Origin of the sequence: Methanoculleus sp., assembly GCF_036677455.1 — an archaeon.
GTDB lineage: Archaea > Halobacteriota > Methanomicrobia > Methanomicrobiales > Methanoculleaceae > Methanoculleus.
In genome coordinates, this window is sequence record NZ_JAVBWL010000046.1 from 16378 (window position 1) to 39345 (window position 22968).

23 protein-coding genes are annotated in these 22968 nt (G+C 62.4%); 12 read left to right on the plus strand and 11 right to left on the minus strand.

Annotated elements, in window-relative coordinates; genetic code table 11:
- From V6K60_RS10825 to V6K60_RS10845, 5 genes are all read left to right on the plus strand, one after another.
- A complete protein-coding gene (locus tag V6K60_RS10825; RefSeq protein ID WP_332450537.1) occupies window positions 1-2424 on the plus strand; it encodes a CDC48 family AAA ATPase in 2424 nt (807 codons plus the stop codon).
- Window positions 2425-2496: 72 nt separating this feature from the next.
- Window positions 2497-2949, plus strand: coding sequence for an Hsp20/alpha crystallin family protein (locus tag V6K60_RS10830; protein ID WP_332450538.1), 453 nt, complete (start codon window positions 2497-2499; stop codon window positions 2947-2949).
- 466 nt (window positions 2950-3415) lie between these two features.
- Window positions 3416-4513, plus strand: a complete 1098-nt coding sequence (gene fbp, locus V6K60_RS10835; RefSeq protein WP_332450539.1) for a fructose-1,6-bisphosphate aldolase/phosphatase — start codon at window positions 3416-3418, stop codon at window positions 4511-4513.
- Window positions 4514-4693: 180 nt separating this feature from the next.
- A complete protein-coding gene (locus V6K60_RS10840) occupies window positions 4694-4930 on the plus strand; it encodes an LSM domain-containing protein (protein WP_292384544.1) in 237 nt (78 codons plus the stop codon).
- 5 nt (window positions 4931-4935) lie between these two features.
- Window positions 4936-5277 (plus strand): helix-turn-helix transcriptional regulator, encoded by a 342-nt coding sequence (locus tag V6K60_RS10845; RefSeq protein WP_332450540.1) that lies wholly within the window; start codon window positions 4936-4938, stop codon window positions 5275-5277.
- Between the two features lie 119 nt (window positions 5278-5396).
- Here V6K60_RS10845 and V6K60_RS10850 read toward each other — a convergent pair whose 3' ends face one another.
- From V6K60_RS10850 to V6K60_RS10865, 4 genes are read right to left on the minus strand one after another with little or no spacing between them, the layout of a single operon-like run.
- A complete protein-coding gene (locus V6K60_RS10850; protein ID WP_332450541.1) occupies window positions 5397-5765 on the minus strand; it encodes a hypothetical protein in 369 nt (122 codons plus the stop codon).
- A 37-nt stretch (window positions 5766-5802) separates the two neighbouring features.
- On the minus strand, window positions 5803-6426 hold the full coding sequence (locus tag V6K60_RS10855) for an ArsR family transcriptional regulator (RefSeq protein ID WP_332450542.1): 624 nt from the start codon (window positions 6424-6426) through the stop codon (window positions 5803-5805).
- A 55-nt stretch (window positions 6427-6481) separates the two neighbouring features.
- Window positions 6482-7945: an IMP dehydrogenase gene (gene guaB / locus V6K60_RS10860; RefSeq protein ID WP_332450543.1), complete on the minus strand. Its 1464-nt coding sequence runs from the start codon at window positions 7943-7945 to the stop codon at window positions 6482-6484.
- Between the two features lie 3 nt (window positions 7946-7948).
- Window positions 7949-8638 (minus strand): (5-formylfuran-3-yl)methyl phosphate synthase, encoded by a 690-nt coding sequence (locus tag V6K60_RS10865; protein WP_332450544.1) that lies wholly within the window; start codon window positions 8636-8638, stop codon window positions 7949-7951.
- 44 nt (window positions 8639-8682) lie between these two features.
- Between V6K60_RS10865 and V6K60_RS10870 the strand changes: the two genes are divergently transcribed.
- On the plus strand, window positions 8683-9363 hold the full coding sequence (locus V6K60_RS10870) for a HisA/HisF-related TIM barrel protein (protein ID WP_332450545.1): 681 nt from the start codon (window positions 8683-8685) through the stop codon (window positions 9361-9363).
- A complete protein-coding gene (tmk, locus tag V6K60_RS10875; protein WP_332450546.1) occupies window positions 9357-9974 on the plus strand; it encodes a dTMP kinase in 618 nt (205 codons plus the stop codon). Before V6K60_RS10870 ends, tmk begins: the two co-directional genes overlap by 7 nt.
- Here the strand turns inward: tmk and V6K60_RS10880 are convergent.
- Entirely contained in the window at window positions 9931-12525 is a 2595-nt protein-coding gene (locus V6K60_RS10880) for a valine--tRNA ligase (RefSeq protein ID WP_332450547.1), read from the minus strand. The two genes, tmk and V6K60_RS10880, sit on opposite strands and share 44 nt — an antisense overlap.
- 195 nt (window positions 12526-12720) lie before the next feature.
- On the opposite strand from V6K60_RS10880, the gene V6K60_RS10885 reads away from it, so the two are divergent.
- Window positions 12721-13917 carry a DUF92 domain-containing protein gene (locus V6K60_RS10885; protein ID WP_332450548.1) on the plus strand — a complete coding sequence of 399 codons (1197 nt, stop codon included), beginning with the start codon at window positions 12721-12723 and terminating at the stop codon, window positions 13915-13917.
- A gap of 262 nt (window positions 13918-14179) precedes the next feature.
- Here V6K60_RS10885 and V6K60_RS10890 read toward each other — a convergent pair whose 3' ends face one another.
- Both V6K60_RS10890 and V6K60_RS10895 read right to left on the minus strand, forming a co-directional pair.
- Window positions 14180-15013 (minus strand): DUF7847 domain-containing protein, encoded by an 834-nt coding sequence (locus tag V6K60_RS10890; protein WP_332450549.1) that lies wholly within the window; start codon window positions 15011-15013, stop codon window positions 14180-14182.
- Between the two features lie 3 nt (window positions 15014-15016).
- Window positions 15017-15607 carry a pyruvate kinase alpha/beta domain-containing protein gene (locus V6K60_RS10895; protein WP_332450550.1) on the minus strand — a complete coding sequence of 197 codons (591 nt, stop codon included), beginning with the start codon at window positions 15605-15607 and terminating at the stop codon, window positions 15017-15019.
- A gap of 244 nt (window positions 15608-15851) precedes the next feature.
- On the opposite strand from V6K60_RS10895, the gene V6K60_RS10900 reads away from it, so the two are divergent.
- Both V6K60_RS10900 and V6K60_RS10905 read left to right on the plus strand, forming a co-directional pair.
- Window positions 15852-17021 carry a redox-regulated ATPase YchF gene (locus V6K60_RS10900; protein WP_332450551.1) on the plus strand — a complete coding sequence of 390 codons (1170 nt, stop codon included), beginning with the start codon at window positions 15852-15854 and terminating at the stop codon, window positions 17019-17021.
- 123 nt (window positions 17022-17144) lie between these two features.
- Window positions 17145-17465 carry a hypothetical protein gene (locus V6K60_RS10905; RefSeq protein WP_332450552.1) on the plus strand — a complete coding sequence of 107 codons (321 nt, stop codon included), beginning with the start codon at window positions 17145-17147 and terminating at the stop codon, window positions 17463-17465.
- Window positions 17466-18133: 668 nt separating this feature from the next.
- Here V6K60_RS10905 and V6K60_RS10910 read toward each other — a convergent pair.
- The 4 genes from V6K60_RS10910 to larB form a co-directional block, all read right to left on the minus strand.
- Window positions 18134-18967, minus strand: coding sequence for a hypothetical protein (locus V6K60_RS10910; protein ID WP_332450553.1), 834 nt, complete (start codon window positions 18965-18967; stop codon window positions 18134-18136).
- 83 nt (window positions 18968-19050) lie between these two features.
- A complete protein-coding gene (locus V6K60_RS10915; protein ID WP_332450554.1) occupies window positions 19051-20346 on the minus strand; it encodes a hypothetical protein in 1296 nt (431 codons plus the stop codon).
- Window positions 20347-20402: 56 nt separating this feature from the next.
- Window positions 20403-20909: a nicotinamide-nucleotide adenylyltransferase gene (locus V6K60_RS10920; RefSeq protein ID WP_332450555.1), complete on the minus strand. Its 507-nt coding sequence runs from the start codon at window positions 20907-20909 to the stop codon at window positions 20403-20405.
- A complete protein-coding gene (gene larB, locus V6K60_RS10925; RefSeq protein ID WP_332450556.1) occupies window positions 20906-21679 on the minus strand; it encodes a nickel pincer cofactor biosynthesis protein LarB in 774 nt (257 codons plus the stop codon). Before larB ends, V6K60_RS10920 begins: the two co-directional genes overlap by 4 nt.
- A 47-nt stretch (window positions 21680-21726) precedes the next feature.
- On the opposite strand from larB, the gene V6K60_RS10930 reads away from it, so the two are divergent.
- Window positions 21727-22059: an ABC transporter permease gene (locus V6K60_RS10930; RefSeq protein ID WP_332450557.1), complete on the plus strand. Its 333-nt coding sequence runs from the start codon at window positions 21727-21729 to the stop codon at window positions 22057-22059.
- Between the two features lie 16 nt (window positions 22060-22075).
- Window positions 22076-22968: histidine--tRNA ligase (gene hisS, locus V6K60_RS10935; protein ID WP_332450558.1), on the plus strand; the 893-nt coding region annotated here is incomplete at its 3' end.

Below are 22968 nucleotides of genomic sequence, written 5' to 3' on the forward strand. Positions count from 1 at the left end.
ATGGGTAATACGGATTCTATCGAGGTGACCATCAAGGAGGCGGCCCACGAGGACGCCGGCCGGGGGATCGGCAGACTGAGCATGGACACCATGAAGGCGCTCGGCCTCGTCAGCGGCGACGTCATCGAGATCGAGGGGCGCCAGAAGGCAGCGACGCTCATCTGGCCCGGGTTCCCGCAGGATACCGGCAAAGCGGTCCTCCGAGTCGACGGCAACACCCGGAGCAATGTCGGGTCCGGTATCGACGACAAGGTCCGGATCAGGAAGACCGAGGCAGGATACGCGAAGAAGGTGACCATCCAGCCGACCCAGCCCATCCGCCTCGTCGGCGGCGAACAGTACCTGGGGAGGCTCCTCCGCGGCCGGCCGGTCACCGAGGGACAGCACGTCCGGGTCAACATCCTTGGCAACCCGCTCACGTTCGTCATCGCCAAAGTGGCCCCGAAAGGCATCGCCATCGTCACCGACAGCACCGAGATCGAGCTGAAGGAGACGCCGTACGAGCCCAAGGAAGGGCGGCGCGAGATAGCAGGCGATGTCCATTACGAGGATATCGGCGGCCTGGACCGCGAGTTGCAGCTCGTCCGCGAGATGATCGAACTCCCGCTCCGGCACCCCGAACTCTTCGAGCGCCTCGGCGTCGAACCCCCGAAGGGTGTCCTGCTCTACGGTCCGCCGGGAACAGGGAAGACGCTGATCGCAAAAGCAGTGGCAAACGAGGTGGACGCCCACTTCATCACGCTCTCGGGCCCCGAGATCATGAGCAAGTACTACGGCGAGTCCGAAGAGCGCCTGCGGGAGGTCTTCGATGAGGCGCAGGAGAACGCACCCTCGATCATCTTCATCGACGAGATCGACTCGATCGCGCCCAAGCGCGAAGAAGTGAAGGGGGAGGTTGAGCGCCGGATCGTCGCCCAGCTCCTGGCCCTGATGGACGGGCTGAAGACCCGGGGTCAGGTGGTGGTGATCGCCGCAACGAATCTCCCGGACATGATCGATCCCGCCCTCCGGCGTGGTGGCCGGTTCGACCGCGAGATCGAGATCGGCATCCCGGACACCAAGGGAAGGCAGCAGGTCTTCCAGATCCACACGCGGGGCATGCCGCTTGCCGAGGACGTGAACCTCGAAGACTACGCCCGCTCCACGCATGGATTCGTCGGCGCCGATATCGCGCTGCTTGCAAAAGAGGCGGCGATGCACGCGATCCGCCGGATCATACCGCAGATCAAGATCGAGGAGGAGATCCCCGCCGAGATCATCGACCAGCTCCGCGTGACGAACGAGGACTTCGTCGAAGCGCATAAGCACGTTGAGCCGAGCGCGATGCGTGAGGTGCTCGTAGAGATCCCCGATGTCAAATGGGAGGATGTCGGAGGCCTCGAAGACGTCAAGGCCGATCTAGCGGAGTCTGTTGAGTGGCCGCTCAACTATCCGGAGATATTCGCATCCCTGGATACCGAACCCCCCCGCGGCATCCTGCTCTTCGGCCCCCCTGGAACGGGGAAGACACTCCTGGCAAAGGCGGTGGCAAACGAGAGCGAAAGCAATTTCATCTCCGTAAAGGGCCCGGAACTCCTCTCGAAATGGGTCGGGGAGTCGGAACGCGGCGTTCGCCAGGTATTTCGGAAAGCGAGGCAAGCAGCACCGTCGATTATCTTTTTCGACGAGATTGACGCACTCATGCCCAAACGCGGATCTTATATAGGATCATCGCACGTAACTGAAAGTGTGGTAAGTCAGATCCTGACAGAGCTCGACGGCCTCGAAGAGTTGACCAATGTCGTGGTTCTCGGCGCTACCAACCGCCCGGACATGTTGGACGAGGCGCTGCTTCGCCCCGGCAGGTTCGACCGGATCATCTACGTTCCGCCGCCTGACAGGGAAGGCAGGAAGAAGATCTTCGAGGTGTACCTCAAGAACAGGGAGATCCTTGCAAACGACGTAAACATCGAGGAACTGGTCGACAGGACCGAGGGGTACGTCGGAGCCGATATCGAGGCACTGGTCCGTGAAGCCAAGATCTCCGCAATGCGTGAGTTCATCTCCGCGATGGGCAAAAAGAGCGAGGAAGAACGGCGCCAGGCTATCGGCAACGTGAGGATCACCAAAAAGCACTTCGAGGACGCCCTCACCCGCGTGAGAGGCACGCTCGATATCGACCGGCTGGAGGAGAACGAACGCCACTCCTGGCAGGTTCTCTACAACCAGGAGCAGCGTTCCGCGCTCGAAGACGCCATCTCGATCATCAACCGTGCCCGGATGCGGGAGACTGGAAAGGTCGAGCAGGAAGTCAAGGATCTGACGGAGACCCTGAAAGATGCGGTCTACGCGAGAAAGAAAGACTTCGGTGAGATCAAGCGCCTCGCGAAGGAGTTGAAGGCCCGGATCGAACGTCCACTGCCGCAGACGGCCATGGCGTTCTGACGGGTGCCCTCCTCCCGCAGGGGGGGCTACGCGCCCCCTCATCAACAGAGATGAAAAAACAACGTGATGAACATGAGTGACAGCCCAGCAGACATCTTCGAGCAACTCAACGAACTGATGAAACGCCTCATGGAGCAGGGGCTCAAAGAGCAGGGAGACCAGAACAGGCCGTTTGCCTATGGGTTCAAGATCATCCTCCACGAGGCCGGCAAGCCTGAGACGCCGGCAGAAGAAGCGGCACCTGCAGCAGCACCCGCTGAATCCTCCTCCGAGGGAACCATCGAGCCGATAGCAGAGATGTACACGACCGATGACGATGTGACGGTTGCGATCGATCTCCCGGGTGTCGAGAGGGAGAGTATTCACCTGTCACTCATCAACGGCACGCTGACGATCATCGCCGGCACCAGCCAGCTGACCTCGGTGGAGATACCGACGGTGGATGCCGATTCTATGCAGTCGAACTACAAGCACGGCGTCCTGGAGGTCAAATTCTCCCGGGGCAAACCGATCCGGATCGACTGAGCAGCCCGCCCACCTGCCAGCTCAGGCTCCGGCAGGCCGCAACAATTTTTCCACCGGGTGCCTGTCGGCCCCGGATCGCCCATGAGGAGACACCAGGCAGGAGGTTACAAGGAGCCTGCCTTTCCTCGTGATAACCCTGGATCTTGCCCATCCTGGGAAGCATCGGAATGATGTCTCCCGGAGAGGACGCGCGATCGTTCCCGGGTCCTTCATGCGCAACCTCGTGGAACACTCCCTCCCGCGATGCTTCTTCACCGGCATATCGCGTAAGAACGGTGAAACAGACAACTTCCAGCATGCCGGCCGCGGGGGTCCCTCAGGGACACGAGCCATGAAGGATCGCCGGAAAGGGTGAACATAAAAATTAGTTGCCGTAGCCAACCTTTTTTCAAGGCAACACCTACATATACAGTGATACCTATCTACTAGTCGTAAGGGCTACGCCCGTCCAGGTAGTGGTGATTACATGGTCAAGACCACCGTATCCGTGATTAAAGCAGACATAGGCAGTTTCCCGGGACATTCCCGCACCCACCCAAAGCTCCTCGAGGTGGCCGCCCGGAGGCTCAAGGAAGCAGAAGGCAGTATCCTCATCGACTCCTACGTCACCCACTGCGGCGACGATCTCGAGTTGATCATGACGCACACGAAGGGGGAGGACAATGAAGAGATCCACAAACTGGCGTGGGATATCTTCATGGAATGCGCCAAACTCGCCAAGGAGATGAAACTCTACGGTGCAGGTCAGGACCTGCTCGGCGACGCGTTCAGCGGCAACGTCAAGGGCATGGGACCCGGTGTTGCCGAGATGGAGTTTGAAGAACGCGGTTCCGACCCGATCCTGGTCTTCATGGCCGACAAGACCGAGCCCGGGGCGTGGAACTACTTTCTCTACCGGATCTTCGCCGACCCCTTCAGCACGTCCGGCCTCGTCATCGACCCCTCGATGCACGACGGGTTCACCTTCGAGGTCCACGATGTCATCGAGAAGCGGAGGATCCTCTTCAACACGCCCGAGGAGTCCTACAGCCTCCTTGCCTATATCGGAGCACCGAGCCGCTACGTGATCAAATACGTCTGGAAGAGGAACGGCGAAATTGCCGCATCCACCAGCACCCAGCGGCTGAACCTGATGGCCGGCCGCTATGTGGGGAAGGACGACCCGGTCATGGTCATCAGGGCGCAGAGCGGGTTCCCGTCGGTCGGCGAGGTCATCGACCCCTTCCGGACGCCCATCCTCGTGGCCGGCTGGATGCGCGGATCGCACCACGGGCCGTTCATGCCGGTGGGCGTCTGCGATGCAAACTGCACCGCGTTCGACGGACCACCCCGGGTCATCTGCCTCGGGTTCCAGGTCAGCAACGGAGAGCTGATCGGGCCTGCAGACATGTTCGACGACCCCGCGTTCGACCGCGTCCGCGACAGGTGCTGCGAACTCTCCGACGTGCTCCGGGCCCACGGGCCCTTTGAACCGCACCGCCTCTCGCTTGAGGAGATGGAGTATACCACCCTCCCCGGCGTCGAGAAACAGTTCAAGGACCGCTGGGAAGACCTCCCCGAGTAACCCTTTTTCCAATCGACCGGCCGGTGTCGTAGCCGGCCCCGGCCGGGTAGTGGCTCACGGTGTCCATCAGCGCGCATCTGGCGGTAACCCGGGGACCGCCCGCCCCACATCTCCGCACGTGAAAACCAGCCGGCGGGTGATGGGAAAACTTAATGCATGAAGATACCCATATAAGAACAGATGGTTAACGGCATTGTACTCCCCGTAAAGAAGGTTTTTTCACTCGTGGACTCCAAAATCGTCGTTGAGATCAAGGATGACGGCAGGAAACTCCAGGGCAGGCTCGTGGCGGTGGATGAACACCTGAATCTGCACATGGACGAGACCACCGAGTATACCGGTGATCAGAGGGGCCGCGCACTCGGGACCGTCGTCATACGCGGCAATAACATCCTGACCATTGCGCCCCTGCTCTGATAGCCATGCCCGACCAGGAGGAAGAAGCACTTAAGGTGATCCAGTCCCATCGACAGGGCGTTCTCCAGAGCGAGCTCTGGAAACTCCTTGATATCGATAGCAGGAAGTGCTCACGAATTGTAAAGCGGCTGCTGGATGCCGGATTGATCGAGCGCGTCGAGTTCCGCAGCGACGGCATCAAGACCTATCTCCTGCGTGCAAAGAAGCGGGCGATCGACCCCTGCGTCATCCTTGCAGGAGGAGAGATCCTCCCATGCATCGGCTGCGACCAGGAATGCACCCCGGAAGAGTGCGCGCTCCTCCTAGACTGGATGTACCAGCTTGCTCTTGAAGAGTTTCAAGAGTGAGACTCTTTTTTTTCGCGATCAGACAGGTCCTGCAGAGCAACGGCGCCCCTGAGAGATCGGCCTGAAACGCCACCGGTGCGCACACCGAGGCTCGGTCTCCAAAAGAGTGAAGACCCGGTTCAGGACCGGGCAACTTCGTCTGGAATGTCTTTTTTGCGGCAGACCGCATCGATCACGCCGTGCTGCACGTTGTAAGAGCTGTGCAGGACATCAATCTCGCAATCGAGATCGATGACCGTCTCCTCGTCACCCCCGACGCAGAGGGTAACGGAGTCTTCCTGGAACGTGACGTATGGAGCGCCGCCCGCCCGGGCATCCGCCACCGCGGTGATATAGATGCAGTCGTCCCCCTCGACCACCTCAACATCGGACTCCTCGCTCTCTTCGGACGGGTCGAGGTAGGGTGCCCCTTCGGGCGATCCGCTGATGATGGTGAACCCGATGATCTTTGGGTCCTGGAGGGGCATCTCGCCCAGGATCTTCTCCATCAGCCGCGCGATATTTCTAAACATTTCGTCGTATGGATTATTCGCCATGTGTACCACGTATCCGGTATCGGTCGTTGACCCGTTCGACAACCCCCGTGTATACGAGGTTGCCCAGTCTCTGTTTCAGCTCATCCGTGGACAGGCTGCTCACTTCCTCGAGTTCAGCGATGGTCAGGTTAACGTGGAAGAGGGGGAGAATGACCTCCAGATCCCCCTCGTCACTGAGGTGGTCCCCCCCCACGCGCATGACCTCAGCGAACCTCGATTCGATCTCCCTCTCCAGTTCATCGAGATTGTCCAGAAGTTCATCGCGGGCCCGGACCATTCTCTGGAGCGCCGCGACGTTTCTCGTAAATCTTGTATTCTGGTCCTCTTCAATGGAGGGAAGTGTAACCCCATCCTGCTTCTGCAGGTTTACGATGACATTGATGTCATGCGAGAGGTAGTAATACTTTCGTCTGCGTTCGTCCTGGCAGGAGATGAGGAGTTCTGCACGTTCCATCAACTGCAGGTGCTCAATCACCGCTTTCGGACTGAGCACCAGGCGCTCGGAGATCTCAGTCACAAAACACGGCTTCTGCCTCAGCAGTTCTATTATTCGCCGCCTGTTCCGGTTTCCCAGGATATCGAGGAGACGGGAAACCTCATTGCCCTCAAGCATATTTACTAAATGTTAGTGATTTGAGTATAAAAATACACCACATAGAAAAAATACATCACTCGAAGAGGCGGTAGTTCGGTGCCTCATCGGTGATCATGATGTTGTGCGGATGGCTCTCGCCATAGCCCGCAGACGTGATCCGGATAAACTTCCCGTTCTTCTTCAGGTCGGGTATCGTCTTTGAGCCCGTATAGCCCATCGCGGACCTCAGGCCGCCGACGAGCTGGTAGATGACGTCCGAGACATGCCCGACATAGGGGGTGACCCCTTCGACGCCCTCGGGGACGAACTTGGTCTTCCCGATCCCCTTCTGGAAGTAGCGGTCGCTCGACTCCCCGCTGCTCATGACGCCGAGCGATCCCATCCCCCGGTACTGCTTATACCGCCGCCCCTTGATCGTGGTGACCCTCCCCGGCGCCTCATCGGTGCCGGCAAAGAGACTGCCTGCCATGATACAGTCCGCGCCCGCGGCGATCGCCTTCGCAATATCCCCTGAGTAGCGGATACCGCCGTCGGCGATCACCGGCACATCGGCCCCGTGGGCCACCTCGGCGACGTTAACGATCGCAGAGACCTGCGGCACACCAACGCCCGCAACGATCCGTGTTGTGCAGATGGAGCCGGGTCCGATACCCACCTTCAGCCCGTCGACAGAATCGACCAGCGTCTCGGCCGCCTGCTTCGTCGCGATGTTTCCGGCCACCACATCGACGGCGACGCTCGCCTTGATCTCCCCGACCGCCTTTACGACGTTCATGTTGTGACCGTGCGCGCTGTCCACCACCAGGGCGTCGACGCCCGCCTCGACGAGCATCATAGCCCGGTTGAAGTCGAAGGGGCCCACAGCGGCGGCGACCCGGAGTCTCCCGTTCGCATCGCGGTTCGCGCGGGGATACTGCCTCTTTTCGAGGATGTCCCGCATCGTGATGATGCCGACGAGGCACCCCTGCCCGTCCACGACCGGCAGGCGCTCGACCTTGTTCGAATACATGGTATCGAGCGCGTTCTCCACGGTTATATCTTCGGAGGCCGTGATCAGGTTCTTGGTCATATAGGCGGTGATTGGTGCGTCGCCGCGTTTGGGCAGGATCGCCCTGATATCCCTGCGGCTGACGATACCGATCACCCGGTCATCCTCAACAACGGGCACGCCGCCGATACTGTACTGCTTCATGACCCGTTCCACGTCGGCGACCGTGGACTCCGGACCGACCGCCACGACCTCACGCTCGATCAGGTCCTCGGCCTGCTTGACAAACCGGACCTCGGCGGCCTCGTGCTCCGGAGTCATGTTGCGGTGGATGACGCCGATACCCCCCGCCCGCGCCATTGTTATCGCCATCGCCGATTCGGTCACCGTATCCATGGCGGCGCTCACGAGAGGTATGTGCAGGGGAATGTTCCGCGAAAACTGCGACCTGACGTCGGTCTCATTGGGCTCGACCCAGGATTCAGCGGGCTCAAGCAGCACATCATCGAACGTAAATGTTGTCTTTAGGTTCATCTTCTCGGTATACATACGTCACCCAAGCATCATCATTGCTTTCTCCACAAGTTCGGCCCGGATCGTGGTCGACCGGTCGCCCCCGCAGACCATCCCCCGGACGCCGATGATCTCCGGGTCGATCCTCTTTAAGGCGTCGAGGTCTTCGAACTTCAGCGAACCCGCAAGGGCCGTCTGGAGCCCGAGTTCGCGGTTCTGTTCGGTGAACCGTCTCAGCCTCTCCTCATCCATGAACTCAAAGAGACTCTTCCCATCTTTAATGCCGGTATCGATCATGGCGATATCGGCCCCGGCATCAGCAACCAGCGGAGCGATAGAAAACGGAGAGATCGTCCCCATCCTCTCAAAATCGGCATAGGCGGCGATGACGACGAACTTCTCGGGAAACTCGCGCTTCACCGCCGTGGTCACTGCCTCAACAACATCGCGGGCATGGTCGGTCCCGTCGAACATCAGACCGACCTTGATAAAATCGGCACCTGCGTGCGCGGCACCGTAGGCTGAGAGAGCCGCAGTTCCTGGCTTATACTCATTGTCTCCGATAGCAGCGCTGACAGGCTTCTTACCGGCGAGGTTCTTGATCTCACGAATGACCCAGGGGAAATTCGCCCCGAGCGAACCCTCTGAGGGTTTCTTTACGTCAATGATGTCAGCGGAAAGCGAGCTTCTTGCCTCCTCAATGCTGCTTGGACTGACGAGTAATTGCATAGAAATTAATGATCCTTCACCCTAATAGTGATTGCGTTGAGGACATGGAACTGATTCTTGCAGTCGATCTGGCAGACGGCCTTGTGGTGCACGGAAAGTCCGGTGACCGCGCCGGCTACCGGCCGCTCACCTGGGGTATTGCCCCCTCGGCCGAGCCGGAGGCGTACCTATCCGCTCTCGCGCCCCGCTACCTCTACATCGCGGACCTCGAGAGCATCCAGGGCAGAACGCCGCAGGACGATCTGGTCCGGCGGTGTGCCGCCCGGGTCGAGCGGTGCTACCTCGACCGGGGCACCCGGTCGCCCGCCGGGTGCACGGCGGTCAGGGGAGTGATACCGGTCGTCGGCACCGAGACGGCCGCAACGACGATCAAAGACCTGGCGGCATACCGGGCAGGCTACCTCAGTATCGACGTCAAAGGAGGTCGGGTGCTCCCCTGGGGCATTCGGCCGGCGGAGATGCTCTCCCGCGCATCAGGGTTCTCGTTTGAGGGGTGCATCATCTTGAACATCAGCACCGTGGGGACAGAGCAGGGCCTCGTCGCCGAAGACCTCGAAGAGATGCGGGCGTGCTACCCCGGGCGCCTCCTCTACGGGGGAGGGGTCGCCGGTGCCGACGACATCCACCTCCTCGCTGATGCCGGGTTTGAGGGGGCGATCGTCGCAACTGCCGTCCACCGTGGCACGGTGCCGCTCGAATGGGTCCGGAGAGGAACCCCATGCTGATCACCATCGAGGGCATCGACGGGAGCGGCAAGAGCACGCTCCTCTCCCGCCTCCGCGAACTGCTCGCCGACCTCGATCCCCTCTTCACCCGCGAGCCCGGCGCCACCTGGGTCGGCGAGTCGGTGCGCCGGGCAATTGCCGAGCGGATGGACCCGATCACCGAGGCGCTCCTCTTCTGTGCCGACCACGCCGCGCACATCGATACGGTGATCCGGCCCGCGCTCGACGAGGGAAGGCTCGTCATCTCCGACCGTTACGCCGACTCCCGGTTCGCCTACCAGCCGGTCGTCCTCGACGGCGTCCTCCCCGACCCCCTCCTCTGGCTCCGCCGGATCCATGAAGGGTGGTCGATCCGACCGGACCGGACGTTCCTCCTGGTTCTCCCGGTCGAAGATGCCGTCGCGAGACTCGACCCTGCAAAAAAGCGAGAATATTTTGAGAATGCCGGGATCCTGACGCGGGTGCAGGAGAACTACCTGGATCTGGCGGCAGCCGATCCCGCGCGGTTTCTCATCGTCGATGCGCTGCTCGAAAAAGAGGAGGTTGCCCGGTTCATCGCGGGCGCGATCAGGACGAGTGTCCGATCGTCACGACAACGTCCCCGAGCGTGAGGACGTCCACCTCTTCTCCCGCCACCCGGTAGGCGACCTTCGGCGTGAAGGAGCCCTCCGGGACCGGGATCTCCTCGCCGCCGACGGTGACGGTCGATGGCGGGTTCTTGAGCTGCTCCGGCGGGAGCGCCTGCACGGCCTCCATGAACCCACGGGCCTGCTTACGTAAGGAGGGGCCGATGATTCCCATGTTGAAGTTCACCCCGCTCACGACCTCTTCAAGTTGGGGCGTCCCGGTGGACCAGTGAGCGTCGGCGGCGAGCGCACGCCCGGCATCGCCGGCGTCGTCGACCGGCTCTGCCGCGTAGATCGTCACGTGGCCGAGCGGCGCGTTCAGCGCCATGCCCGCATCATGCTTGTAGCGCCGGAGTTCGGCGACCGTCTTCACCAGGAGGTCGCCGTGGCGCCGCGCCTCATCGTCGGCGTACGCAAAGCCGGGCCAGGTCTCGGCGTGCACACTCCTTCCCGTCAGGTTGTGATAACATTCCTCCGCGAAGTGCGGGATGATCGGGGCGAGGAGACGGCAGAGGACGTCCATGGTCGTCGCGAGGGCGCTGCACGCGCTCGCCCGGCTGCTCTCTTTCGTATACAGGCGGCCCTTCACGATCTCGACGTAGTCGGCGGCGAGCGTGTTCCAGGCAAACTCCCGGATCGCCCTGAGCGCCCGGTCGAACTGGTAGCCCTCCATCGCGGCGGTGACCTCGGCAACGGTATCGGAGAGCCGGACGAGCAGCCACCGGTCGGTGAGCTCCGTCACCGGCGCCGGGCTCTCCGTTTCCCCGTCCAGGTGCCCCATGATGAACCGGAAGATGTTCCAGAGTTTGGTCTGGAACCGGGACGCGGCGATGACGTCGTTCCAGTTGAACATGATGTCCGAGCCGGTCGCCGCGCCGCCCGCACCCCACTGCCGGAGCGCATCGGCGCCATACTGTCCGACGATCTCTTCGGGGGCGATGATGTTGCTCCTGCTCTTGCTCATCTTGAACCCGTCTTCCCCGAGCACCATACCGTTGACCAGGATCTGGTCCCAGGGGTGGCCGCCAGCAAGGGCCTGCGCACGGAGGATCGTGTAGAACGCCCATGTCCGTATGATATCGTGGCCCTGGGGGCGGATCTGCGCCGGGAAGAGCGGGGGTTTCTTGTTGGTCCCATCCCATCCGGTGACGTGGAGCACCGATATCGATGAGTCCATCCACGTGTCGAGAACGTCCTTCTCGCCGACGAACTCCGATCCGCCGCACCGCGGGCAGGGGGTTTTGGGCCTGTCGACGGTCGGGTCGATCGGGAGGTCTTCCTCGGCCGGGAGGATCGTCTCGCCGCAGGCGGCACAGAACCAGACCGGGATCGGGGTCGCGAAGATCCGCTGCCGGGAGATGCACCAGTCCCACTCCATCGAGGTCGCCCAGTTCTCGAGCCGGGTGAACATATGTTCCGGCGTCCAGGATATCTTCCGGGCCGACTCCAGGATCTCGTCCTGGTGGACCTTCACGAACCACTGGCGCTCCGAGAGAATCTCGATCGGCGTCTTGCACCGCCAGCAGGTCCCCACCCGCTGTTCGAGTTCCTCCTGCCGCTTCAGGATCCCCGCCTCTTGCATGTCGCGGAGGATCGCCGTCCTGCACTCCTCCGACGACACCCCCGTGTAGGGGGCCGCGGTCGCGGTCATAACGCCCTGCCGGTCGATCGCCTTCCGGAGTTCCAGGTCGTGCTCCTTCCACCAGTAAACGTCCGTCTTGTCCCCAAATGTGCAGATCATCACTGCACCGCTGCCGAAACCCGGGTCGACCACGGCATCCTCGATGACCGGCACCTCGTGCTTGAAGATGGGGACCGTGAGTTTCTTCCCCGCAAGGTCACGGTACCGCTCGTCGTCGGGATGAACCGCCACCGCAACGCAGGCCGCGAGCAGTTCAGGCCGGGTGGTGGCGATCTCCACACCATCGAAGTCGAAGTAGTTGAGCGTGGTCGTGCGGGGGACGTAGTTGACCTCGGCAAACGCGATGGCCGTCTCACACCGGGTGCAGAAGTTCACGGGATGCTCGCTCTGGTAGATGTCGCCGGCTTTGAGCATCTGCAGGAACGACGCCTGTGTCTTTTTGTAGTACTCCGGGAGCATGGTGATGTATTCATGGCTCCAGTCGGTGGAGAACCCGAGCCGCCGCATGGTCGCCCGCATCTTCTCGATGTTGCCGATCGTGAGGTCGCGGCACATCTCCCGGAACTTCTCCCGCGGTACATCGTTCTTGGTGATCCCGTAGGTCTCCTCGACCTTCACCTCGGTGGGGAGGCCGTGGCAATCCCACCCCTGCGGGAACATGACGTTGTAGCCGCGCATACGCTTGTACCGCGCGATAAAGTCGATGTAGCACCAGTTCAGTGCGTTGCCGATATGGAAGTTGCCAGTGGGGTAGGGCGGCGGCGTATCGATGATAAACCGGGGTTTTTGCGAGTCGGGATCGAAATAGTTCTCCTCATCCCGCCAGGTGCTCTGCCAGCGCCTCTCCACTTCTTCGATATCGTAGTTTTTGGGTAGTTGATGTGACGGCGACATTTTCAGCGTATGATCTCTCTCTTTCCAGTGAAATATATTGTTCCACGGGGCTTTGACGCCGCCGGGTATCCCGGGCCGTGCGCAGGTTTGCCGCCCGGGATCGAGACCTCTTCTGGTGTTTGCCCGGAGGATGGTTCGATGAGGGAGGACATTCGACCCTAAAGGCTTTTCCCTGCACCGTCGAATTGTATATGAATGACAAAGCAGATGGGGTTGGTTCTGGCATCGGTGCTCACCCTCGCCTTCATAGGCCTTGCCCCCCTGCTCCAGCCGCCATGGCTGCTCACCCTCTTCCTCATACCGTTCTCGCTCGTCCTCTTCCTCATACGGGATACCCGCTACGTATCGCTCTCGATCATCGCGCTTGCCGTGCTCTACGGGCTCGGCTGGCTCTCGACGTTCGTCTTCACCTGCACGCTCGGGATCGTCGTGATCGGCGAGCTGGCCTTCCGCATTACCGGAAAGAAGCAGGCATCCTACCTCCACCACCTGGTTGCCGCCATCGGCGTCTCGCTTGCGGTGATGCTCTACCTTGGGTATACCGCGCCGCTCGTCGTCGTTATGGGGGTGGTCGCCGCGGTGCTGCTCCGGGCGGCTCTCCGGGGTCGTGATGACGTTCTGATGATTGAAGCGCTCGGTGTGGCGATGACGATGTTCCTCTTTGAGGAACTCAACTTCGAGGTCGACCTGGCCATCCTCCTCGCCGCGGCACTCATCGGGTTCGGGTTCGGCTACACTGCCTACCGGTTCCGGGCGGCCGACGTCAGCGGCCTCTTCGCGGGCGCCATGATCGGGATCATCCTCATTGTCTTCGCGGACATCCGGTGGTTCCTGATCATGCTCACCTTCTTCATCATCGGCGCCGGGGCTACCCGGTACCGCTACGGTGATAAGGAGAGGCTCGGGGTCGCCCAGGAGCACGGGGGCGTGCGCGGCTACTTCAACGTCTTTGCAAACGGCCTCGTGGCAACCGGCGCAGCCATCCTCTTCGGGATAACGGGGCACCCGGCCTTCGTGGCGCTCTACCTGGGGAGCGTCGCCTCCGCCGCCGCCGATACCGCCGCAAGCGAGATCGGGGTCACGGGGAAGACCCCCTACCTGATCACGACGCTCCGGCCGGTCCCCCGGGGAACAAACGGCGGGGTGACCCTGCGGGGTGAGGCGGCGGCCGTCATCGCATCCGCCATCGTCGCCGGCGTTGCCTGGGCGATGGGTGTCGCCGACCCCTGGATGGTCGTCGTCACGATCATCGCCGGCTTCGTCGGCACCAACATCGACAGTCTCGTGGGCGCGACGCTCGAGAACAGCGGCAGGATCGGGAACTCCGGCACGAACCTGACCGCCACATTCTTCGGCGGGGTCGCGGGGATGCTCCTCTATATGCTGGGATAGGCTCTGCCGCCCCGGGGCGCACCGGCTCCGTTACGCATCATGAGTACTGCTGTGGCGTCACGGGTGGTTGCGGTCACCACCCGGGCTCATGAAGCAGGGGGCCATACCCGGAGGGCCGTCTTCAATCACTTTTGCCAGGAGAGGACTTCCGGGTGCCCGTGCCCCTGACGTTCCAGAAAATGTCACAATAGGATACTTGTTACGAGACTTCAATCGCCCAGACCAGGCACGAAAAAAAGGATCTGATGCCGGTCCAGTCAGATCAGTACTTATACCACCGGCCCTTCTCGTCGTACTCGCCCTGCGGCATACGCGCTGCCGCGGTGCCTGCGTGGTTGCGGAAGAAACTTGCCTTGTAGGCGTAGAGGAAGGCCGAGTAGACGACGATCACCACCGCATAGACCGCCGCGGTGATCCAGATTCCTTCCGTCCCGATGAGAGCGAGGATATCCTCGGGCATCACCGTCTGGAGTTCGGTCTGGTCCATAAGAGTGAGCGATTCGAGTTTGCCGGCGAGCAGGGCGGTCCAGGCAAAGAGGGCCGCGAATCCGAGCGCTATCGCGACGGCGATGTTTGCCAGGTAGAAGAGGAGGACGCTCCCGAGGTTGTTCATGACGAACTCGATGCTCCGCCGGATCGATTCAAAGACGGTCGTCTCCTCAAAGACCGCCACGGTGTCGTAGAAGAACGTGAAGAAGGCGATCGAGACGAGCACCCCGAAGAGGAGCGGCGTCATGCCTGCTGCGGCACCGGCTCCGAGGAGCGCGAGCGGGACGGCGAGCAGAAAGACCGTCAGGAGGGCCGCAAAGAAGATGATCATCGTGGGCAGGAGGATCCGGAAGTAGTGGGTCTTCCCGGACTGCAGGAACTCCCCGACGGAGAACGTCTCTCCCTTGACCGTGCCGTAGACCCCACCGGCCAGGAACGGCACCACGAGGACCTGCAGGAGTGCCAGGGGTTCGGTGTAGAAAGCCCCGCCGTATACGGGGACCAGGATATCGAGGACCGCGAGAGCGCCCATAACAATGCCGACCAGCCAGAGGACGGGGTGCTCCCGGAGGAGCACGGCGGCACCCTTGAGTGAGTTGAGGGACATGTATCACCGGTCTCTTGGCATCGCGACGATCTCGCGCACCTGCAGGTCAAAGAACGTCGCGGTATGCGCCGGCCGGATGACGCAGACGGTGTCGGCACCGCTTGCGGTGCCCCCCACCGCGATCACCTCTTCGTCGATGCCGACCGCACCCTGGTCCGCGGCGATGAGGGCGCACTCCACCGCGACCTTCAGGCCGACCGCAACGACGCGCCGCAACGCCTCGGCGACCGCCTCGGTGCGGGAACTCCCGCCGAGTCTCGGCGAACGGGAGATCGCCCGTTCGAGCCCGGAGAGAGCGTGCGTCCCGGTGATGATGGTGGCACCTTCAGCCCGGAGGAGCCCGGCCGCCTCCTCAGCAAACTCCCACTCGCCGGGCTTTGAGAAACCGACTGCGTGGGTGACGACGACCAGGTGAAGGTCCGTATCCTTCATGGCTTCCCGGAAGGTGAGCGCCGTCCAGCCGCTGGTGCTCGCGACCACGATCTTCCGGATGCCGAGCTCCCGCGCCCGCTCGACGGCGAACCGGGCGGCGTCGGGGGTGTTCTCCGCCCCGGGGGCATCGAAGTAGTAGGTATTTCGGGTTACGAAGCCCATACAGTCATGTTGTCGCCGCTTCTAATTGAATCCCCCGTTTCAGCGGCACCGGCGATCTCCGGGAGGGGCGATGCAGGCAAATCTCCCGGCCCGGTGAGATCCGGCCCCGGGGGAGAGTGCAAAGCGACGTCACGGCGGCAGGTGCGACGGCACAGCCCGGACCGAACCGTCGGAGAGAGAAGATAAATGGTGCATGCCCCAATACTACATTCAAGCCGAACGGCGCGGTACAAAGGAGTATCTCATGATCACACTGGCCATTGCAGGAAAGCCCAACTGCGGCAAATCGACGTTTTTCAGGGCAGCGACCCTGGCCAAGGTAGAGATCGCCAATTATCCGTTCACGACCATCGACGCAAACCACGGCGTCGCGTATGTCAGGACCACCTGCCCCTGTCAGGAGATGCACGTGCCGTGCGAGAACTGCCAGAACGGTGTCAGGTTTGTCCCGATCGGGCTGATCGACGTGGCGGGCCTCGTGCCCGAGGCGCACACGGGGAGGGGACTCGGGAACCAGTTCCTCGATAACCTCCGGCAGGCGGATGCGATCCTCCAGATCGTCGACGCCAGTGGAGGAACGGATGCGGAAGGAAACCCGGTCGATATCGGTTCGCGCGACCCCGTAAAGGATATCGAGTTCCTCCAGTACGAGATGTCGATGTGGATGTATGGCATCCTCTCACGGAACTGGGCGAAACTTGTGCGGCAGGCCCAGTCGAGGGAATTCTCCCTCGTGGCCGCGATCGCCGAGGTCTTTGGTGGTCTCGGGGTGATCTACGAGCACGTCCGCGACGCCGACGAGGCGACCGGGGTCGACCTGCGGACCGCCGGGGAGGAGGACCTGATCCGGTTCTGCCGGGAGTTGATGGCGCTCAGCAAGCCGATGCTGATCGTCGGGAACAAAGCCGACCAGGCCCCGGCAGAGTGCCTTGACCGGCTCAAAGAGCACGACGTCATCTTTGCGAGCGCGGCAGGGGAACTTGTGCTCCGGATGGCCGCGGAGGGGAAGTTCATCACCTACCTCCCCGGCGACCGGAGTTTCTCCGAAGGACCGGGGGCAACCCTCAACGCCGCGCAACGTGCCGGCCTCGCGAAGGTCGCGGACTTCATGCAGACGTTCGGCGGCACCGGCGTCCAGCAGGCGCTGGATGCTTCTGTCTTCGACCTCCTCGATCAGATCGTCGTCTTCCCGGTCGAGGACGAGCACAAACTCACCGACGGCAAGGGCCGGGTGCTCCCCGATGCGTTCCTCATGAAGCGCGGGTCGACTCCCCGCGACCTCGCCTACCAGGTCCATACCGATATCGGCGAGGGGTTCCTGTATGCTATCGATGCAAAGACCGGGATGCGGGTCAAGGATACGCTCGAGTTGAAGAACGGCGATATCATCAAGATCGTCAGCGTCCGGAAGTGAGCCCGGCACCGGGGGGGAGGGGCGGGGCACGCTCCCCCTCGCGCCCTCCGGGTGAAACAGTGACCCGTGTGGCGGAACAAAACCGGCAGACTTTAATATAGATTTGCGAAATACTCGATCAACATGAGCGGCGAGGTCTATCAGGCGCAGATCCTCCGGAACTTCTTCGACACCATCACCGGGACGGACAGGAACCTGACCAGGATCTACATGTGCGTGATGAGCCTCGCCAAACTCCGTATGGAGTCCCCCGAGAGGATGACGTTCCTCGTAGACCAGCTCCGCAAGTCCAAACAGAAGCGGGAACTCTCGGTAGATATCATCGATTATATGTGCGACGTGGCGCGCGACCTCGAACTCGCCACGGTCCAGACCGCGTTCGGCGTCAAAGACATCAACGCGGTCGCCGACGAGTTCAGCGGGATCAGCCTGGACTCGCTCTGATTTTTTTTGGGAGACGGCTATTCGGCTACCGCGGGGTTTCTCGGTATGGGTGCCTCCCATGAGCGGTCCCTGGCCATCCCGCCCTTAGCGGCAGATTCATTCAGTGTCTCGCGCGGAGGAGCGAAGGACGCCACTCACGCGAAGCCGCGAAGGTCATGTTTTGCTCGGTCGGGAGGGCGGAGACTCTGGGAAAGAACCGTACACGGCTTCCCACCGACTATCGCCACGTACTGCCCCCGCCCCTCGGGGAGGGGAACGACTTCCCCGCAGGGGAAGGAGTTTGAGCACCGGAGGTGCGAATCGCCGACCGAAGGGAGCGCGAGAAGACCGAAGGCCTTCGAGTGAGGAGCGCCGAAGGCGCGGGTGGGGTGGGGCTACCGGAAGGTCTTACACGGTAGAGACAGGGGAGGGGGTTTGCTCCCCCCTCCCCGTCGGCCCCTCCCCAATGGCGATATCCCCACGGCCCACTGCACGGGGAGATGCTGGAGAAAGGGTGGAGTTCTGGCTCGCTCCGAGGGATTGGGTGGGGGTTACAAGGAGAGCCTTACAGAATAGAGACCAAAATAGAGTGGAGTCCCGGTTCGCCCCGGGATATGATCGCAGCTTCTGCCGCCCCGGCGGCGATAGACACCGCTACCGAGACCCCGGAGATCCCCCGGCGAGCCCGCTCACCGGGTCAGCTTCTCTTTATACCCTTCCAGGATCTGGGTGACAAAGCGCTGGTGCTCTTCCAGTGCCTGCTCATCATCAGAGGAGGTCTCGATCCCGACGGCGTAGAGCAGGACCAGCGCGTTGTCGAGGTCGAGCGTCACGGGGTCCTCGATCTGGTCCGGCCGGAGGCGGATGGCAAGATAGTCGGAGTCCGCCTCCGTGAAGGTATGCTCCGGGTTCTCCGTCACCCGCGAATCGACGAAGCCGCCGGCACGCTCGCGGAGGATCAGGAGCGCGCGCTCCAGCGTGTCGGGATGGGGGGTGACCGCATTGAGTCGGGCAAGCGCAGCCGTGCTCTTCTCGACCGCGTTCCCGTAGAGCCCGAACTTATACGTCAGCAGGGATTGCGCGACCTGATGCCCGGTCTCCTCATCGATCGTCGTGAGGAGCGGCTCAATCCGGCCGATATACTCGTTCAACATCTGCTTCATTGTTTTCTTCTCTTGCTTCGGCGCGTTAAACAACTTTTCCACCCGAACCGCAAGGAAGGTGATCGTCGCCGCGAAGAACGTCTGCGTAATCACTCCCGGACTGAGTTCACTGGGTACCAGGAAGATGAGAATCGCGAAGAGCGGTGTGAAGAGCGAGACGAGGTCATGCCGCGGTTTGAGGTACGCCTGGTAGCAGAGGATGCACGATCCGACCACGCACCCTGCAATCCCTGCCCAGACTGCGTATGGGAAACCGACGGAGGCGAGCAGCAACGTGATCCCGATGCCACCGAACGAGACCGCAGGAACTGCTATCCAGGGAGGTGTGCGAGATGCGGATGGAGTAGTGTCTGTCGTCATCAGTTGTTCTCAGGAACAGTTTGTATGCAGGGCATAAACAGGGTTTCCTTTTTCACCGGGGATGAGGGACCCCATGCCCTCGTTCAGGAGGAGGGGAGGTCGGGGATCTCGACCTCCACGTCCCGGCCGGCAAGCGCAGCCGTGCGGGACCGGAGCCTCTCGCGCTCTGCCGCATACGAGGTCTGCAGCGTCTCGCGCTGGCTCTCCGCCCGGGTCCGCACGGCGGATTTTGCCTCACGCTCCCGCCGGAGTTCCGCGAGTATGGCGAGAAGACGCTGCTCCTCGGTCACGCACGGGAGCGTTGCACGGGTCTCCTGGAGCGTTCCGCGCTGCTCCCGCACCTCTCGCTGCCGGTGCAGGACCCGCCGTATCCCGGCGGGCAGGGTCTCGGGGTCCGAGAAGAGGCGGACCTCGTCCTGGTTCTTGAGGAGAAGGTCTCCCTGCCGGATCATAGCGAGGGTGGCCGGCATCACCGCCTCGGTCAGGCCGGCCGGGTCCCCCTCGCCCTCCGGGAGGCTGTCGGTGTAGGCGTCGAGGACCCGGCCGATTGCCGCGGCCGTCGCGCTGTCCCCGGTCCTTCCGGCCACCTTCTCGGCCTTCCGGAAGAGGTGGATGGCAGGGACCCGGAGGGCCGCGATCTCGCGACCGGTCTCCTCCTCCAGGGCATCGAGTTCCCGGATCTTCTCCTCGATCTGCTGCTTCCTGGCGTAATCGGGGTGTTGTTTGAGCGCATCAAGGTCCTCTTCAACCAGAAGGATCTTCCTCTTCGCCTCCGCGAGGGCCGTCCCGTACTCCTGCACCTGGCCGGAGGCGGCGGCATACTCCTCCCGGATCCGGACGAGCGACGCGTATGACTCCCGGGCATCCTCCACCTGCCGCCGGTCCCCACGCGCCCGGGTGATCGCCTCCGTCATGGTGTTGATCTCCCGTCCCAGGTCTCTTGCGGCGGTGCGTATCTCCTTCATCTCCTCCGGGTATGCAGAGGAGAGATACTTCCCCTGCCCTTTCATCGCCTTGAGGACGCCCTTCAGGATCTCGGCGGCAGTGGCGTAGAAGGTCTCCGGATCACCGGAAGGCTCGCGGGAGAGGACCTGAACCATAGACTTCGTGAAGCCCGGAAGCGCCTTCTTTGATATGTCCCGGAGCCGCGGATGGACTTCCTCGTCACCCTCCGCCGTCTCCAGGCGGGCGACCGCCTCCTTGAGGTGGTCGAGGGCGCCGTCGATCGCCTCCTCCGACGGCCTCACCGCATCGGAGAGCCCGCTCCCGATCTCCTCCTCGCGGGCATCCAGCCACGCGGGCAGGTCGTCAAAGGAGAGTTCCAGGCTCTCTTCAACCGGTTCTGGTCGCAAAAAGAGGTCTCGTAGTTGCTTAAACATGGTTCACCCCGATACATCCAGGAGCAGCTGTCTTTATCATGGTTCCCCTCGAGCCGTCAGTCGCTCCTCGCAATCTGCCGCAGCCGTTCCACACCGTGGATCTCGCGGATGACATCCACTACGGCAGGAGGGACCAGGTGCTCCCAGGGCTCGCCGTCGAGCATTCGCCGCCGGATGACGGTGCCGGAGTGGGTCAGCCGCTCGTGCATCTCGGGCGACCGGACGTTCACGCCGGCCTCGGTGAAGAGTTGCGCCACGAGGGGGTTTCCCGTGTAGACCGTGTCGAACGGCGGCGCCATCGACCGGACATGTGCGACCCAGAGGGCGTTTCTCTGGACGTCCTCGAGGGGAATGACGTAAAACGGGCATTCGAGGCCTTCAAGCGACCGGGTGAGCATAAGCACCCGTTCTCCCGCCGTGAAGGGGTTTGCCACGGTATGGGAGATCTGAGCACTCCCTATGCCGATGATGATCTCGTCAGCGGTGCAGGCGATTCTCTCCAGCACCGCCTGATGTCCGTTGTGGAAGGGCTGGAACCGCCCGACGTAGAACCCCCGGCTCATGCGCGCCTGCCCCCGTGCGCAACCTGCGCGGCAAATGCGCCTGCCGTGAACCCGGCGTCGATGTTCACGACCGTGAGCACCGAACAGGCCTGGAGCATGCTCGCAAGCGCCGCTTCACCGCCTCCCATGTAGCCATAGCCGGTGCTCACCGGGACCCCGATCACCGGACGGTCGACGAGGCCGGCGACGATAGCCGGGAGCGTTCCCTCCCGCCCGGCGATCACGATGAAGACGTCTGCCGGTATCAGGTCCTTGAGCGCCGAGAAGAGGCGGTGGATCCCCGCCACACCGACATCGTACGCGGTCCGGACCTGGCACCCCATCTCCTCGGCGATCAGCCTCGCTTCTTCGGCGACAGGGATATCGGAGGTTCCTGCGGTGAGAATGGCGACGGTCCCTCCCTGGAGGGCCGGCCTCTCCCCCTTCGAGAGGATGACGGCCCGTGCCGCCTCCCGGTGCTCCATCCGGACCTCCGGCGGCAGCCGGGCCCGGAGCGCCTCAAGGTGCGCCGGGGAGACGCGCGTCGCGACACACCGGCCCGAGGCCTCCACCTGCGCGAGCATGATCTCCGCAAAGGCCCGGGGGTCCTTCCCCTCGGCGAGCACCACCTCCGGCATCCCGCAGCGCACACTCCGCCCGGTGTCGATCCGGGCCATGCCCTCGATCATCTCGATGCGGAGCCCTTCGATGGCGGCCGTCGCCTCGTCCTCAGATACCTCACCGTTACAATACATCCGGAGGATGTCCCTGATGGTGGCATTCGGCAGCATAGTTCGATAACAAAAATAGGGGTGGAAGTATAATATTACTTCATCTCATGTCATACCTTGTCTATGTGGCAGGGTTCGGTGTTGCCGTCACCGTTTTCCTGTGGCTCCGCGATCTGCGGATATTTTACCGGACGGGCCTTCCCGGCTACCGGACGGCAGCGTATTGGGGGGTTCCCTATACGGCGCTCGCCCTGCTGGGCCTCTCCGTCACTGCGTTTGCAGAAGCCTGGGAGTACCTGGGCCTCGGCCTGGTCCTGTTAGCCCTCTACCTCCAGGGCCGGGTCGACCGGGAGAACGTCTGGCACGGCGAAGGCACCGCCGAGCGGTTCTTCGGCAGGGCTGAGCGCACAAATGATAAGGGTTCGCGTAAGAGACTTTAGTTCAGGAGAATACGGAATGCTTCAGAAACCACGGGGAACGCGGGACTTTTTACCCGACGAGATGGAACGGCGGCGGCTGATCGAGCGGCGGATGCGGGATGCAGCCCGCAGGTGGGGATACCGGGAGGTCTGCACGCCCGACTTCGAGAACCTTGAACTCTTCACGATGAAGTCCGGTGAAGGGATCATCCAGGAGATGTACGTCTTCGAGGACAAGGGCGGAAGGCAGTTGACGCTCCGGCCCGAGGTGACGGCAGCGGTGCTGCGGATGTACGTCAACGAGGGAAAGGTCCTCCCGAAGCCTATCCGCTGGTGCTACTTCGCCGACTGCTTCCGCTACGAGCGCCCCCAGAAAGGCCGCTACCGGCAGTTCTGGCAGTTCGGCGTCGAACTCATCGGTGCGGACACTCCGTCCGCCGACGCCGAGGTGATCATGCTCGCCGACGAAGCACTCCGATCGAGCGGGGTCACCTTCGACCTCCACGTCGGCCACCTCGCGCCGATGAAGCACCTCCTCGCCGACCTCGCTCCCGGCGATCAGCGGGCGATCATGGCTCTCCTCGACAAGCACGACCAGGATGGGCTCAAGGAGACGCTCGTCGGGCGGGGCCTCACCCGCCTTGCCGAACCCCTTGCCGCTCTCTCGGAGTGCCGCAACGTCGCCGAGGTCTTTGAGATCATCGGCGACATCCCGGAGCGCGCGCGGATCGAGGAGACGTTTGCGCTCCTCGACTCCCAGAAGATCAATTACCAGCCGGACTTCGGGATCGCCCGGGGGCTCGACTACTACACGGGGATGGTCTTTGAGGGGTTTGCGAGGAACCTCGGCGCGGAGAACCAGATCCTCGGCGGCGGCACCTACCGGCTCGCCCACCTCTTCGGCGGCGACGACGTCGCCTCCTGTGGGTT